Annotated in this window: 11 protein-coding genes; 6 read left to right on the top strand and 5 right to left on the bottom strand. The window is 67.7% G+C overall.

All coding sequences use genetic code 11. From position 1 onward, the window contains the following. Positions 1 to 25: 25 nt before the first annotated feature. Together MRBLMI13_RS13855 and MRBLMI13_RS13860 are read right to left on the bottom strand one after the other, a co-directional pair. Positions 26 to 2,449 (bottom strand): glycosyltransferase, encoded by a 2,424-nt coding sequence (locus MRBLMI13_RS13855; protein ID WP_367823715.1) that lies wholly within the window; start codon positions 2,447 to 2,449, stop codon positions 26 to 28. A 29-nt stretch (positions 2,450 to 2,478) separates the two neighbouring features. After that, on the bottom strand, positions 2,479 to 3,276 hold the full coding sequence (locus MRBLMI13_RS13860) for a hypothetical protein (protein ID WP_367825036.1): 798 nt from the start codon (positions 3,274 to 3,276) through the stop codon (positions 2,479 to 2,481). Between the two features lie 308 nt (positions 3,277 to 3,584). Here MRBLMI13_RS13860 and MRBLMI13_RS13865 point away from each other — a divergent pair, with 308 nt between their 5' ends. Beyond that, positions 3,585 to 4,628: a hypothetical protein gene (locus MRBLMI13_RS13865; protein WP_367823883.1), complete on the top strand. Its 1,044-nt coding sequence runs from the start codon at positions 3,585 to 3,587 to the stop codon at positions 4,626 to 4,628. Positions 4,629 to 4,644: 16 nt separating this feature from the next. Here the strand turns inward: MRBLMI13_RS13865 and MRBLMI13_RS13870 are convergent, their stop codons facing one another. Further along, positions 4,645 to 6,978: a glycosyltransferase gene (locus tag MRBLMI13_RS13870; protein ID WP_367823713.1), complete on the bottom strand. Its 2,334-nt coding sequence runs from the start codon at positions 6,976 to 6,978 to the stop codon at positions 4,645 to 4,647. A gap of 40 nt (positions 6,979 to 7,018) precedes the next feature. Between MRBLMI13_RS13870 and MRBLMI13_RS13875 the strand changes: the two genes are divergently transcribed. The 5 genes from MRBLMI13_RS13875 (at position 7,019) to MRBLMI13_RS13895 (ending at position 13,043) form a co-directional block, all read left to right on the top strand. After that, a complete protein-coding gene (locus tag MRBLMI13_RS13875) occupies positions 7,019 to 8,185 on the top strand; it encodes a nucleotide sugar dehydrogenase (protein WP_367823711.1) in 1,167 nt (388 codons plus the stop codon). A gap of 105 nt (positions 8,186 to 8,290) precedes the next feature. Continuing rightward, positions 8,291 to 9,142: an ABC transporter permease gene (locus MRBLMI13_RS13880; protein ID WP_290159126.1), complete on the top strand. Its 852-nt coding sequence runs from the start codon at positions 8,291 to 8,293 to the stop codon at positions 9,140 to 9,142. Further along, on the top strand, positions 9,135 to 10,802 hold the full coding sequence (locus tag MRBLMI13_RS13885) for an ABC transporter ATP-binding protein (protein WP_367823709.1): 1,668 nt from the start codon (positions 9,135 to 9,137) through the stop codon (positions 10,800 to 10,802). The genes MRBLMI13_RS13880 and MRBLMI13_RS13885 overlap by 8 nt, the downstream gene beginning before the upstream one ends. 34 nt (positions 10,803 to 10,836) lie before the next feature. Next, a complete protein-coding gene (locus MRBLMI13_RS13890) occupies positions 10,837 to 11,940 on the top strand; it encodes a hypothetical protein (RefSeq protein ID WP_367823707.1) in 1,104 nt (367 codons plus the stop codon). After that, positions 11,937 to 13,043 (top strand): glycosyltransferase, encoded by a 1,107-nt coding sequence (locus MRBLMI13_RS13895; RefSeq protein ID WP_367823705.1) that lies wholly within the window; start codon positions 11,937 to 11,939, stop codon positions 13,041 to 13,043. The genes MRBLMI13_RS13890 and MRBLMI13_RS13895 overlap by 4 nt, the downstream gene beginning before the upstream one ends. On the opposite strand, the gene MRBLMI13_RS13900 is transcribed toward MRBLMI13_RS13895, so the two are convergent. Together MRBLMI13_RS13900 and MRBLMI13_RS13905 are read right to left on the bottom strand one after the other, a co-directional pair. After that, positions 13,044 to 14,009, bottom strand: a complete 966-nt coding sequence (locus MRBLMI13_RS13900; RefSeq protein WP_367823703.1) for a glycosyltransferase family 4 protein — start codon at positions 14,007 to 14,009, stop codon at positions 13,044 to 13,046. Continuing rightward, positions 14,006 to 15,133 (bottom strand): glycosyltransferase, encoded by a 1,128-nt coding sequence (locus MRBLMI13_RS13905; protein WP_367823701.1) that lies wholly within the window; start codon positions 15,131 to 15,133, stop codon positions 14,006 to 14,008. Before MRBLMI13_RS13905 ends, MRBLMI13_RS13900 begins: the two co-directional genes overlap by 4 nt. Position 15,134 lies beyond the last annotated feature (1 nt).

The raw sequence follows: 15,134 nt of genomic DNA on the forward strand, positions 1-15,134 counted from the left end.
TCACCCTGTTGAGAAACTCGCGTGGTCATGACTTCCGCCCTCGGCCCTGGGACGCCCGCCATGTGTCGATACGGAGGAGTGCGGATTTGACGCGTCGCGCAGCGGGGCGGATCCACGGAGCACGATCGATGGCGCGCTGTCCTGGACCGGTGAGCCGCCGTTCGATCGTGGCGGCCAGGGTCTGCGGTCCCGCAGAGTGACGTCTGCCGGCGGTGCTCGCCGTGCGCCCTCGCCTCTTGCTCCCGGAACCTCCGGTCGGCGCGGGTGCGGGCCTGTTCTCGGCGAAGAAGATCAGCAGGTCGAGGATCTGCTGTCCTGACTCCATCGAAGGAGCGGGCGAGAACTCGTCGGGGAGGTCGCCGAGGACGAGCTTCTGGTAGAGATCGTCGAAGTCCACCGCTCCGATGCGCTCGGCTGCGTCGATGGACGCGCGAGACAGCTCTTCATAGCGATCCGGATCGTCGATCAACGCGAGTACGGCATTCGCGAGCGCCCGGGCATCCCCTTGCGCCACCGGGATGACGCCCGGATTCTCCTGGACTGGCAGGAGCCAGGGCAGCTCGTACATCACGACCGGGAGGCCGCGTGACTGCGCCTCGGGGATCGTCAGCAGGTATCCCTCGATGATGCTGGTGTTGATGAAGACATCCGAGGAGTCGATGGTGTCGACGAGACTCTGTCCGTGCCGCGCCCCCGTCAACTCGACCACGCCCTCGACACCCCTCTTCCGGGCGAGGGCGGTCAGGCTGGCTGCAGTGGTGTCATTCCAATCCGGACCGACGATCCGCAATCGGAAGTCTGCACCTGCACGCTTGAGCGCGACAGCCACCTCGATGAGATGCGTGACCTTCTTGGTGGTCTCGTCCAGCCGTCCCCACCAGACGAGCTCGATCCGCCGTGAACGCGGCGCGGACCGAGGTGCGACAGCGCCCAGCGAGTCGACGATGAGCGACGAGGGCGGGTTCGGGAGATACGCCACGTGCTCGACACCGCGCAGCTTCCAGAAGGCGACATCGAGCGGCGAGAGCACGACCAGTTGAGCGAGCGCACCGAGGTTGTCCTGCAGCAGCGAGAGCAGATCTGTGCCGTTGTACGTCGGGCGTCCGGAGAACGCATGGATCCACCCGATGGTGGCTGCGTCCAGCGCGTTGGCGACGAGCGCGTATGCGGGCCAGTCCCGTGAGTACATGATGCGGTGGTCGATGACGAGATCGATCTCGAACTCGCGGCAGTGCGCCGTCCACTGACGGAGACGCTCGCTTTTGCCGGAGCCGAGGAGCTCCACGAGCGTCGCGCCCTCGGGGACCAGTGACATGTCGCTCCCGCGACGGTGCGCGAGAATGGTGACGCGGTAGCCTGCGGCGAGCAGGACCTGTGCCTGCGAGATGAGAACGCTCGACACTCCGCCCATCGTCAGGACGTTCGTCGTCAGGAGCACGCTCCGCGCGTTCCGCCCGCGAAGAGGAGGGTGGTCAGCGAACTCGGTGACGGAGGCGAGCGCGTCCGGGGCGAACGCGGCGGCCGCCGTGACCACGTCGGCGGAGCTGACGCTGCTGCGCAGGGCACCTCGGACCTCGTCGCGCATCTCCTGCGTCGAGCGCTCCGAAAGGGCCACCGCCTGGCCGATCGCAGCAAGTCGAGTCGACTCGTAGGCATCCACGAGCGGTTCGGGATTGAAGTGGTGGCGTGCCGCGCTCCGCACGAGGGGAGCGACCGCATCGAGGACCGCGATCGTCTCGACCGCCGCGCGCATCCGGTCGTCGGCGGCGACAGGGAGCACGTCACTCCCGCGTGAGGGGAAATGCCGGTAGATCCGAGCGTTGAAGGAGACGTAGGTGTCTGCCTCGGCAGCTGTGAGGAGCACGACGAGCACATCGTCGGCCCACGACTCCGAGAGTCCAGCGGGAGGCAACGCGGCGCACGCTGCTCGCAACCTCTCGGCGCGAAACGCGAGCCTCCACAGTCGGGTGTCGGTGGGGGAAGACGGGGGGAACAGCCGACGGAGGATCTCGACCCCGTTGAGGCGGGCATGCTCCGGGACCAGCGTTGCAGAGGACGGACCGCTACCGGCTGGCGACTCCGCGGTCTCGATGCCGAACTCCACGATATCCGCGTCGAAACGAGTGGCGTGTCCGTGGACCTTGACGGCAGCGTCCGGGTGCAGCTCGTCGCCGAGTCGGAGGAACATCACATACGGCGCGCTCGCGGCGGCGACCCCTGCGCGCAGCGCCTCTCTCGTCGTCCCGTCGCCCTCATGCTCGATGACGCGGACACGGTCGTCTCGCGGGATCAGGTCCCGTGTCGCCTGCGCAGACGCGCGGTCGACCACACAGAGGATCTCGAGGGGAGCAAGAGTCTGATCGAGGCATGACTGGAGCGTCTCTGAGGTCCATCGAGTGTCCGAGCGGATGAGGACGACGATGGTGACGAGTGGCGACGGCGATGACATGGCGATTCCGACTTCTCAAGAGGCGTCGACTACCGCGACGCGGCGGCAGACCGGTACACGGCGGTGAACTGCTGCGAGACGGTGTCAGGATCGCGCGCGTCCAGATCCGGTGTGCCGGTGGGGGGCGACTTCGCGAACGATGCGAGGGCCTTCTCCAGCTCGACGGCTGTGAGGCGCCCTGGGTGCAGCCGTACCCACGAGTCTCCGACCTCTGCAGCGAGATCCCTCGTGAACGGTGTGTCCTCGACCAGCACAGGGCGGTCCAGAGACAGCGCCAGCAGCATCGTGCTCATCGATTCGTCCGTCTCCGGGGCCTCGACGATCACGAGCGCAGCTCTGCTGATCTCATCGACCCGAGCGGCGTCTGAGACTGTGTCGTCCAGCAGCGTGATGGTCTTGCTGTTCACGCTGATCGTGCGTGCGAACGACGAGGCGAGCCGCGAGGGAATCTTGCCCACGATGCGCAGCGTGTGCGCAGGAAGATCTGCGTAAGCGAAGACCTTCACCGCCGCCTCGTAGGCGCTGTGGAAGCTGTCCGGAGTGACGAAGAGCAGACGGCCGGACTCAGCGACGCCGCGGGGGTAGCCCAGGAACCGGAAGCGCAGATGACCATGCGGGATGAGTGTCGCCTCGCGCCCCTGCGGGACCGTGCGATGCGCGCTGTGGGTGATGTAGGTCGACGTCGCTCTGTCGAGGATGGCTTCGGCTCGGGATCCTCGTGAATCTCGGTCGACGTCGGCGGTCACGGTTCGCACGAGTGAGACTCGCCGTCGCTTGAGAGCCCGTGTGAATGCAGTCGCTCGGGCGACCTTCTCGGATTCGGGCACGCGGCGGTTCCCCAAGACGGCGGCCGAGTCGGTGAGATGAACGACGTCCACTGAGTCGCGGCCACTCGGGGCGTCTCGGTACTCGAAATCGATCCCGAAGGGAGGGCTGGAAACCGAGCTGTCTCCCAGAATCTGATCCACGTAACGGAGACGATGCGAGGGAGGACGTCCGGATACGAGTACTTTGAGACTCACGTCTCGCTCGTCCCCGCTGGGACTCACACGGCCCAAACGGGTCCGCGTGCGGGCGACGAGAGACCTGAACGCGAACGACACACTCCTAACAATAGACTTTGACCTCGGTGAACATGGAAACTACTCAGAATGTCTTCGCGCAGTTGAGCGGCCAGGACGACAACCTCGGCGATTCCGAGCTTCGCGTTGCGTACCTCGATGCCCTTCGCGGTCAGGGAAGGCACGTGCACGTCTTCCTCGCGACGCCCACGACCGACTACTCCGCGCGGTTCTCGACCACATCGGATGTCACCTTCTACGAGGACCGGGTGTCATGGGCTCGTGCGATGAACGCGACGACGCGCCCCGTCTACGCGTTCAACGCGGGCGAGATCAACCCGCGTCCGGGGGTCTTCCCTGGACCGCGCCTGGTCAAGGAAGCCACGCGCGCGGTGTCGAACGGCGGCATCGTGCTCGCCACGGGCATCGGCATCCGCAACGCTCAGGATGTGAGCTCCGTGAAGTTCGACCCGGCGTTCCGCGACGCCGCGGTCATGTCGTGGCGCGACCAGGGCTCACGGGATGCCGCAGGCTTCGGCGGTTTCGCACCGGACTGGGCGTACTCGCTCGGTCGGGCGACCGCTGACTGGGCCAAGCCCGACGAGCGGCCGCTCCTCGCGGTCACGTTCCGGTTCGACCGGCCGTGGCCGGGCGATGAGTGGCTCTCGGCGGTGAGGGCGTTCGCTCGTGCGACGTCGACCCGCATCGTGACGGTGACGCAGGTGGCGCGCGATTCTCCCCGTGCGGTGCGTCTCGCTGAAGCGCTGGGAGGCGACTATCTGGAGCCCCCGAGCATGCGCCACGACGCGCTCGACGAGTACGTGCGCGCGGTGTACAGGCAGTCGCTCGCTGTCATCAGCGATCGAGCGCACGGCCTCATCATGGGCGCGAGCGAGGGTGCGTACCCGATCGGCTCGGGAAGCGACCCGCACAAGATCTCCCGCCTGCTGGCGGCGGTGGGTCTCGGCGACCTCGTCGGTCGGTACGACCAGTTCGGCGACTTCGCCCTTCGATTCGAGACCCACCTTCCGACGCTCGCACCGGCGGTGAACGTCGCCCGCGCCGAGATCGTAGACCTGACCGCGCGAATCCGTGCGGCGATGGACGCAGTGGCGTAAGGCCCGCGGTCGGGCCTCAGCGCGCGCCGAGCCACCCCTTCGCGCGGTGCGCGAGCGGCTGGAGTCCTGGGAGGCGCCGAAGAGCTGCTCGCCCGAGTGGTGCCGCGGACTGCCACATGCGCTTGCCCCAGGTCGGCGAATCCGTGGACGCGACGGTGCGACCCTCCGCCCGCTCGGCGAAGAACACCAGAAGTCCGAGCAGCTGCCGCGCATCATCGAGAGCCGGCTGAGGTGCGAACTTCGGCGGAAGACCACCGGTGACTAGGTCGACATACAGCTGAGCGAAGTCGTCCTCGCGTGCCCGCGACGCGGCGTCCAGCGACGCCCGAGACAGCTGCAGATAGCTCTCCGGGTCCTCGAGCGTCTCCGCGAGCCGAGAGGCGAGACCCCGCGCGTCGCCCTGCGGCACGGCGACGACGCCCTGGTTCTCCTGCACGAGTGTGAGCCACGGCAGCTCGTACATGAAGACGGGCAGCCCGCGAGCCTGCGCCTCCGCGATCGTGAGCTGGTACCCCTCGATGATGCTCGTCGAGATGAAGGCATCTGCCGAGTCGATCGCAGCGACCAGGGCAGCCCCTCGCAGAGGCCCGACCGCGGCGACGGCGTCGCCGACGCCGCGCCGCCGTGCGAGCGCGTTGAGCTTCTTCGCGGTGACGTCATCCCAGTCGGGCCCGATGATCGTGAGGGCGAACGGCACGCCGAGGGCGCGCAGCTGCACGCCCACCTCGACGAGCTCACGCACCTGCTTGGTGCGCTGCTCGAGTCGTCCCCACCACACCAGCTCGAGCCGACCCGACGGGGCGCGCTTCGCACTCGAGTGAGCCGCCGACTCGAGCATCAGCGGCGAGGGGGGATTCGGCAGGTATGCGACGTGTTCGACGCCCCGCAGTCGGAAGTAGGCGACGTCGAGCGGCGACAGAGTGATGAGCTGGGCGAGCGTCGGGCTGCACCGCTCGATGAGCGTCAGCCGGTCGTTGCCGTCGTACACGGGCCGAGCGACGAAGTTGTGCAGCCAGCCGATCGTCGCCGCGCCCTCTGCTCGCGCCACGAGGGCGAACTCCGGCCAGGTGTCCATGTAGAGCACCTGATGGTCGATGATCACATCGACCTCGTGTGCTCGGCAGAGCTCAGCCCACTGCGCGAGCTGATCGGAAAGCCGACGTGAGGCGAGCTCGACGAACGGGATGCCGGCGGGCAGCGCGCTCGCGTCGCTCCCGCCGTTGCGCGCCACGACGGTCACGCGGTAACCGGCTTCGTGCAGGTATCGCGCCTGCGACGTGAGCACGGCGGAGACGCCTCCGGTGCGCAGCGTCGATGTCACGAGCAGGATGCTGCGCGCGGGCCGTTCGGGCAGGCCCTGCCACGTCGTATGGAACTTCAGAGCCTTGAGTGTCGCCGGATAGAACCGCGCGGCCGCATGCACGATGTCCTGCCCGCTCGCGACCGTGTGCAGGTGCGCGAGAGCGCTGTCGAGCACTGCGTCATCGCTGTGCTCGACGAGTTGAAAGCACACATACCCGATGATCGAGAGGCGCACGGACTCATAGGTGTCGCGCACGAGGCCCGGGTCGGCGTGAGACACGGTGAGCGCATCGACGGCCGGCCCGATCGCATCGACTGAATTGATCGCTCCGGTGTAGAACTGCGCGCGTTCGACGGTGTCGACACGGTGACCGCTGCCGCCGCGACCGAAGTGGTAGCGGTACAGCCTGTCGGGAACAGCGGCATAGCTCGTCGCGATCACCGCCGCGAGGAACAGCAGCGGGAGGTCGTTGACTCGGGGCAGCGCGAGGTCGTCGGCGACCAGCGAGTACGCCTCGCGCAACACGCGGGTGCGGAAGAGGAACCGCCAGAGCTGGCCCTGCGCCGGCTTTCCCAGGGGAAACAATCCGCTCAGCACGTCGTGGCCGGTCAGCGGATGCTGCGGCGGCTGCAGCCGCACCTCGTAGGGACTGCCGGTGCGGCCGTCGCGCTCGACCACGGTGACGCCGAAGCCGACGATGTCGGCATCCGTCGCCTCGGCCTGCGCGACCGCTGTCGCTGCGGCATCCGGCGTCAGCTCGTCGTCGCCGTCGAGGAACATCACACGGTCGGCGTTCGCCGCGAGGACTCCTGTGCGGCGGGCCTGGAACGCCGACAGATTGCGGTCATGACTCACCACATGCACCCGCGGGTCTCGGTGCCGGAAGCGCTCGAGCACGGCTGCGGTGCCGTCGGTCGACGCATCGTCGACGCAGATGATCTCGATATCGACCAGCGTCTGTGCCAGGGCGCTCTCGAGAGCCGTCGCGACAGTCGCTTCGTCGCCCGAGACCGGCATGACGATGGTGAGCAGAGGGCGGAGTGTCATCGCGGACGAGTCTATCCGCGGGCCGGGATAGCCTGAGGGCATGAAGATCGCCATCGCAGGGACCGGATACGTCGGCCTGTCCAACGCCGTCATCCTCGCCCAGCACCACGAGGTGTTCGCCGTCGACATCGACCCCGCCAAGGTCGAGATGCTCAGTCGCCGAGTCTCGCCCATCGCCGATGTCGAACTCGAGGACTACCTCGCCACGCATGATCTCGACCTCACAGCGACGGTCGATGCCGAGGCGGCTTATAGGAACGCGGATTTCGTCGTCGTGGCCACCCCGACGAACTACGACGAGGTCACCAACTACTTCGACACCTCGACGGTCGAGAACGTCATCGATACGGTCCTCGCGGTGAACCCTGACGCGGCGATCGTCATCAAGTCGACGGTGCCGGTGGGATTCACCGCGCGCATGAACGCAGAGCATCCGCGGGCGGCGATCGTCTTCTCGCCGGAATTCCTGCGCGAAGGGCGCGCGCTGCACGACAACCTCTATCCGTCGCGCATCGTCGTCGGTGACCGGGGCCCTGTCGGAGAGGCCTTCGCCGCGCTTCTGCTCGAGGGCGCGATCGCCACCGACGTGCCCGTGCTGCTCACCGAGTCGACCGAAGCCGAGGCGATCAAGCTCTTCGCCAACACCTACCTGGCGCTGCGCGTGGCGTACTTCAACGAGCTCGACACCTACGCGGTCGTGCACGGGCTCGACACCAAGCAGATCATCGAGGGCGTGGGACTCGACCCGCGCATCGGGTCGCACTACAACAACCCCTCCTTCGGCTACGGCGGATACTGCCTGCCGAAGGACACCAAGCAGCTGCTCGCGAACTACTCCAAGGTGCCGCAGAACCTCATCGCCGCGATCGTCGATGCCAACAGCACCCGCAAGGATTTCGTCGCCACCGACATCCTCGCCCGAGAGCCCCGCACCGTCGGCGTGTACCGCCTCGTCATGAAGTCGGGGTCTGACAACTTCCGGGCATCGTCGATCCAGGGCATCATGAAGCGCATCAAGGCGAAGGGCGTCGAGGTGGTCGTCTACGAGCCGTCCCTCGACGAAGACGAGTTCTTCCACTCGGAAGTCGTGCGCGACCTCGACGAGTTCAAGGCCAGAGCCGATGTCATCATCGCCAACCGCTCGACCGATGCGCTCGACGACGTCGCCCACAAGATCTACACGCGCGACATCTACGGTCGCGACTGAGTCGCCTCAGGGCGACGGAATCGCCGTGTGGGGTAGCATGATCCGATATGCCGCCCTGGTGCAGACTCGCCGCGCATCGGGGTAGAGAGAGGTAGAGGATTCCGAATGGGAGCGATGGCTGTGCCCGCGACCGCCGGTCTGACGGAGGTGGGGACACGTCCTCGATTGGGCGTCTACCTCGTCGAGACGTGGCGTCTGCGCACGTTTGCGTTGCGGTTGGCCGGCAGCCGTCTGATCGCAGGGTTGTTGCCGAACCGACTCGGCGTCCTGTGGATCGTTCTCAAGCCTCTCGCGCTCGCGATCGTCTATGGCACCATCTTCAACTTCATCCTCGCCGGTGCCGCACGACCCGCGAACTTCGTGCCGTATCTCATCGTCGGCGTCTTCGTGTTCGAGTTCTTCACCGGGTGCTTCGGCAGCGGGTCGAAGGCGATCACCAGCAACGCGAAGCTCGTGCAGAGCTTCGGATTCCCGCGCATTCTGCTCCCGGCGTCCGTGATCGCCGAACAGGCGATGCGAATGATCCCCGTCGTGGTCCTGCTCGGCATCCTCCTGCTGATCCTGGGTGAGCCGATCTCATGGTCGTGGCTGCTCATCGTTCCGATCCTCGCGGTCATGGGCGTGTTCAACTTCGGTGTCGCACTGGTGGTCGCCCGTATCGCGGTGCGCACGCGCGACATCCAGCAGCTGGTGCCGATCATCAACCGTGTGCTCTTCTATGCGAGCGGGATCTTCTTCAACGTCGACGGCGCACTCGCCGAATTCCCGACGATCCTCACGATCGTGCACCTGATCCCGACGTACGACTTCATCTCCCTCGCGCGAGACGTGCTGTTGTCCGGATACTCGGCACCGCTGCTCGCATGGATCGCTGCTCCGGTCTGGGCGTTGGTGATGCTCGTCGGCGGCGTGCTCTATTTCTGGCAGGGCGAACCGAGGTACGGACTCAGTGACTGACCTCCTGCTCCCCGGACAGTCTCCCGTGGCAGCTCATGCGCCGCGGGCGATGATGATCGCCGACGATGTGCACGTCAACTATCGCGTCTTCGCCGCAGGCAAGAGGATGACCGCACGAGAGTCCCTGACGAGTCTGAGCTCGATCCGGGGCGGGCGTGATCTGCAGGTGGTCCCCGCGCTGCGCGGAGTCAGCTTCACTGCCACCGAGGGTGAGTCGATCGGTGTCGTCGGGCACAACGGATCCGGGAAATCGACCCTGTTCCGGGCGATGAGCGGTTTGATCCCCCCCTCCGAGGGCGCGATCTTCGCTCGCGAGCGACCCGTTCTGCTCGGTGTGAATGCCGCACTCGTCCCCGAGCTCTCGGGGGAGAACAACATCAGACTCGGCCTGCTGGCGATGGGGTTCGCTCCCGATGAGGCGGCGGCTCAGGTCGATGAGATCGCCGACTTCGCAGAGCTCAATGACTTCATCTACCATCCGATGCGGACCTACTCCTCCGGTATGGCGGCCCGCCTGCGATTCGCCATCGCTTCGGCGAGAGCGCATTCGATCCTGCTGATCGATGAGGCGCTCTCCGTCGGAGATCGACGATTCCGGGCGAAGAGCGAGAAGCGCATCAACGAGCTGCGTGACAGCGCCGGTCTGGTGATGATCGTCAGCCACTCGGTCGGGTCGCTCAAGGAGACCTGCGAGCGCGTGCTCTGGGTCCACAAGGGCGAGCTCATCGCCGACGGCCCCGCCGACGATGTGATCTCCGAGTACATCGCGTGGACGAGGAACCCCGGCGCCAGCGCTGTCGGTGCGGCCTCCGCACCGAGGCCCTCGACGAAGAACGCACCGGTCGCGGTCGGGTTCGATCCGAGCACCGTCGTGGACGGTGATTCGTCGCGAGCGCATTCGGTGCCCGTCGCGCTCTCCTCCGCCGCAGACGAGCCACGAGCGATCGCCCGTCGCGAGCGGCACCGCCGCGATGAGAAGCGCACGAGACAGCGCAGCGTTCTGCTGATGGTGCTCTCCGGCGTCGCCGTGCTCCTCGCCGTGGCCGCGGGGGCGATCATCGGCACACTGAGCAGCGTCGCAGCTCCCACCGAACCCGAGTCGTCCCCGCGTCCGACAGCCGCGCCGTCCGCGGCCGCCGCCGCCGATCCGGTCATTCAGAGCTTCGCCGTCAACACGGCCACCGTCGAATGCGCCTCTGAGGACGCTGAAGACGGACAGGTGCTGCTGAGCTGGCAGATCGACGACGCGGAGAGCGTCGCGATCGCGGCGGCAGAGACACAGGTCGATGCGCTCGAGCTACCGCTCGCTGCAGCCCTGCCGGAGAACCTCTCCGATCGAGCCGTGCCCTTCTCCTGTGCGGAAGAGGCCGTCGTCTACACGGTCACCGCAGAGAACGCCGACGGCGTGCGGGTCAGCGCGTCCGCTTCGGTCGCGCGAGTGCTGCCGGTCGAGGAAGAGGAGCCCGACTACGAGGACTCTCGGCCCGAACCGCAGCCCTCGCAGCCGACAGAGCCCCAGCCGGTCACCCCGTCCGAGCCGGCGCCCCCTGTCGAGCCCGAACCGACCACGCCGCCCACCGATCCGGCGCCTGAGCCCACGACGCCACCGATCACGGAGCCTCCCGTCTTTGACCCGGGAACCGGCACCACCACCCCCTGATCGTCCGATGCATCGGACCGAGGAGATCCACCTCATGCGCCGCCGGGATTCACGATCGTCCAGAGCGCCCCGCGCCACCCGAACCTTCGTATCGCTCACAGGGCCCGCGGGCAACATCGGTGACGCGCTGATCCGCCGTGAGACCCTCGGGTGGGCGATGGGCACGAGCGACGAGCTGGTCGCCTACACCGGACATGCGCCCGATGTCTGGCTCACGCAACTGGGCGTGCCTGCCGATGCGATCGTTCTGCGGGACAAGAAATCGGTGCCGCGGTGGCTCCGTCTTCTCGTTCTCGCTCCTCGACACCCCGTGCTGGTGTTCGAAGCGGGCGAGATTCCGCTCGACCGTGGCAACGGGCTCAGAGAGCTCGTGTTCCTGGCCGAGACTCTCATCGTCCGTCTCAAGGGCGGGGTCGTCGTCCGCCCGCCGCGAGGTATCCGCGCGCCCTCGCAGCCCTCGCTCGCGATTCATCGCCTGGCGGCCCGGCTCTCGCAGGTGACTCTGTGGCGCGACGAGTCGACGCTCGCGACTGCGCGATGCGGCCGGCTGGCGCCGGATATCGGATTCTCGGCAGGGACGCGCCCTGGACTCCCGTGGGGCGAGCGCTCCGAGCTGCTGGTGAGTCTGCGCGGTGCGCGCCCGCTGCCGGATGCGGAGTGGCTCAGCGCGGTGTGTGAGACAGCCGAGCGCGCCGGCCTCTCGATCCGCACCGTCGTGCAGGTGCGCGAAGACGAGAGCCGAGCGCGTGAGCTCGCGCAGCTGCTCGGCGGCGAGTTCGACGCCTGGGGCGATACTGATCCCCTCGTACAGGAGGAGAGCCTCCGGCAGCGCTACGAGGCGGCGCAGGTCGTCATCAGCGACCGCATGCACGTGCTCGTGCTCGCCGCTCTGAGCGGGGCGGTTCCCGTCGAACTGGTTCCCGGCCCCACGATGAAGATCACGAAGGCGTTCGCGGCCATCGGGTTGCACGGCGTCTCCGTCGATTCGTCCGCGGATGATCCGACGCGCATGCGCGCGGTGCTTCTCCCGACGCCGGAACGCGCGGCCGAGGTCTCCGAGCGCGTGCGCATCGCGGCGGCGACTCTCGAAGGAATCCAGCACGGGATCCGCGATGCCGTGCGCAGGGTGCGAGCATGACCGACGCCGCGGGGCGAGCCAGCACCCCGCCCGCGCGCATCCTGTTCCTCTCGCATAGCCACCCCTTCGGCGCCTTCCGGGTCGGCAGCCACCACTACTCCCGTGTGCTCGCCGCGCGCGGAGCGGAAGTCGTGCATCTGAGCACCCCGATCTCCCTCCTCCATCGGGTGACCGGACGTGTGGATCGACAGCACCTGGCAATCGTGCCTCGTCGCGCTCGACGCGACGATGACGGAGTGCTGCAGGTCGTCCCGCGCACGACGATGCCGGCGCCGCTGGGAGCGCCGACCGTTGCTCGGATGCTGCAGCGCGAGGGCATCTCCGCCGCATTCGATGCCGTGCTCATCGATCAGCCGCTGCTGTGGGACGGTTCCGTGCGATCGCTCTCGAATCTCGTGATCTATCGACCCACAGACCTGTATCCCGACGGGCTGAAGCACGCTCTGCAGCGACGCATCCTCGACGAGGTCGACGGCGTGATCGCCACATCCGACGAGGTCCTGCGAGGACTCGGAACGCTGCGCGTGCCCTCCCGCGTGCTGGAGAACGGGGCTGAGGTCGCGCGCTTCGCACCGTCTGCCGCCGAAGGCACTCCCCGTGCGGCGCGGTGCGTCTATGTCGGGGCGCTGGACAGCCGGTTCGACTGGGAACGGGTCGAGGCCTGGGCACGAGCACGGCCGGACGTCGGGTTCGTCATCGCCGGGCCGGACGCGCGCCCGCCGCGTCCCCTGCCGTCGAACGTCGACATCGTTGGGCCCGTCGCCTACACAGAGGTCCCGGCTTTGCTGCACACGGCGCGGGTCGGTCTTCTGCCGCTCTCCGACAGTCCCCTCAACGCCGGCCGCAGCCCGATGAAGCTCTACGAGTACCTCGCCGCCGGCCTCGCCGTCGTAGCGCGCGAGACGCCCGGCATCCGCGCAGCATCCGATCTCGGCATCGAGGTGTACACCGACGACAGCGGCGCGGATGCCGCGCTCGAACGCGCACTCGCACAGACGTCGCCGAACCGCGCAGGCGCCGACGCGGCGTCTGCCGCATCGTGGGAGCGCAAGACCGATTCGCTCGAGGACTTCCTCCGGTCGATCCGGGGACGCCGAGCCTGATCAGTCGAGCAGTCTGGTGATCGTCTCCGAGATGATCCCCGCGGTGCGGTTCCAGTCGTAGCCCTCGGGCGGCGACACCCGTCGCTGAACGGACATCGCCTCGGTCAGCGCGTGCGCCCACTCCTGCACATCGTCGGCGGAGTGCACCGCATGACCGCGATCTCCGACGATCTCCGCGACCGATTCGCACTCCGCCCAGTGCACGACAGGGGTGCCGCAGCGGACCGACTCCAGGGCCGGAAGGCCGAACCCCTCGAGCGTCGAGGGCATCACGGTCGCGGCAGCGCCCCGATAGAGGTCGGCGAGCCTCTCGTCGTCGACTCCGGTCACCCAGCGCACTCGGGCGTCGACGAGCCGCTGCGTCGCCCTGGCCTCGAGGTCTGCGATCTCGCGCTCGGGGACGACAGCCACGAGGCGCAGGTCGGGCGCCGAGGCCAGCGCGTCGAGAACGACGTCGAGGTTCTTGTGTGCGCGGCCGTTGCCGACGAACAGCACGTAGGGGTCGGACTGTGGGAGCGCGTCTGCGCGAGGGCGGAAGGCATCAGAGCATCCGTTGCCGGCATTGACGATCTCGACCCCGTCATCCCGTACCCACGAACGAAGCGCTCGGGCCGACGTCTCTGAGACGGTGAGCACGACGCCGGTTCTGCGGATGACGTCTCTGACCGGACCGGAGTAGTAGGCCGCGAACTTCCAGCGGTCGAGGCCCGGGCTGCTCAGCTGGATGAGATCGTGCAGTGTGAGCAGCTGCTTCCGAGCGCGCACGAGAGCGCCGTACCCCGGTGAGTAGACGAGGGCACCGGGCACGGCCGCCGCACCCACCGAGCGGAACGCGTCGACCGCCGAGAACGGGGTGCCGCCGAGGTTCAGCGACTCCCAGGGCAGCGCCAGCCGGGGGAGGACCTCCGCGGCGTAGCGGCCGATGCCGTGCGTACCGCGGTACCGGTCGTCGACGAGGACGGTCACGCGCTCCTCGTCTCCGGCAGGCGCGCCCCGTCGACCGACTCCGCCACCCACTCCCTGATGCGATCGGCGAACACCGCTTCGGAGAACTTCTTCGCCTGCGTTCGGCATGCCTCGGGGGACACGCCGCCGGCCACGTCGACCGCGCGGCGCAGCTCGTCGCGCGACCAGTGCTCGACGAACGCGCCGGTGCTGCCGTCGACGATCGTCTCGGCCGTCCCGCCCACGGGGGTGGCGATCACAGGTCGACCTGCTGCCATGGCCTCGACGGGGACGATGCCGAAGTCCTCGACGGCGGGGAAGACGAGGGCGATACAGCGCTGCAGAAGTGCCCGGTAGAGCTCTGTTCCCGGCGACCGCACGAAGAAGACCCGACCAGGCGCGCGCTCCTCGGCGATCGAACGGAGACGAGCCTCGTCCGGGCCCGCACCCGCGAGCACGACGGGCACATCGGCGGCGACTCCGGCCTCGATCACGAGATCCAGCCGCTTGTAGGGGGTGAATCGAGAAAAGCCGAGGAGGAAGGTCTCAGGCAGGAGTGCGAGGGCGGCCTCATCGCGTGCGTCCGGCTCCGGTGCGCGGAGGAAGCCGGTCACGTCGACGGGAGGGTGGATCACGGTGCTCTCGCGGTGCCATGCCTGAGCGATGCGCTTCTGCACGAACACGCTGTTCGCCGCGATCGCGATCGGCTCCTGGGCGCGCCTGCGATCGAGCCCCTTCAGCATCTTCGCTGCGGTCCTCGCGGCGAAGGTGTCGCCGCGCACATCGAGCTCGGGATTCCATATGTAGCGCGCCGGGGTGTGGGCGTACACCAGCTTCGGGGCGCTGTGCTTAGCTCCTGCGAATCTCGCGTGGTGTGCGAAGAGATGCGAGCTCGCGAGAATCCAGTCCGCCTCCACGTTCGGAAGAGTCCGCCACGCGAGAGGCATCAGCCCCACAGCTGCGGCCTTGCGCCCGCGCAGCGGAGTGCGAGCCAACCACGTCTCGCCGTCGACTTCGAAGCGACCTTCGCTGTCATTCCACAGGCAATAGCGCGCGGCGTCCGGGAACACCTCGCTCATGGCCTCGAAGACGTTCTCGGAGCCGCCTCTCGGCGCGAGCCATTCGTGCACCAGCACGCCGCTCACA

Origin of the sequence: Microbacterium sp. LMI13-1-1.1 (assembly GCF_040815625.1) — a bacterium.
Lineage (GTDB): Bacteria > Actinomycetota > Actinomycetes > Actinomycetales > Microbacteriaceae > Microbacterium > Microbacterium forte.

Excerpts from the sequence above, each read along its gene's own strand:
- MRBLMI13_RS13890 (WP_367823707.1), top strand. The coding sequence starts at position 10,837 with ATGCGCCGCCGGGATTCACGATCGTCCAGAGCGCCCCGCGCCACCCGA.
- MRBLMI13_RS13875 (WP_367823711.1), top strand. The coding sequence starts at position 7,019 with ATGAAGATCGCCATCGCAGGGACCGGATACGTCGGCCTGTCCAACGCC.
- MRBLMI13_RS13855 (WP_367823715.1), bottom strand. The coding sequence starts at position 2,449 with ATGTCATCGCCGTCGCCACTCGTCACCATCGTCGTCCTCATCCGCTCG.
- MRBLMI13_RS13870 (WP_367823713.1), bottom strand. The coding sequence starts at position 6,978 with ATGACACTCCGCCCTCTGCTCACCATCGTCATGCCGGTCTCGGGCGAC.
- MRBLMI13_RS13865 (WP_367823883.1), top strand. The coding sequence starts at position 3,585 with ATGGAAACTACTCAGAATGTCTTCGCGCAGTTGAGCGGCCAGGACGAC.
- MRBLMI13_RS13895 (WP_367823705.1), top strand. The coding sequence starts at position 11,937 with ATGACCGACGCCGCGGGGCGAGCCAGCACCCCGCCCGCGCGCATCCTG.
- MRBLMI13_RS13880 (WP_290159126.1), top strand. The coding sequence starts at position 8,291 with ATGGGAGCGATGGCTGTGCCCGCGACCGCCGGTCTGACGGAGGTGGGG.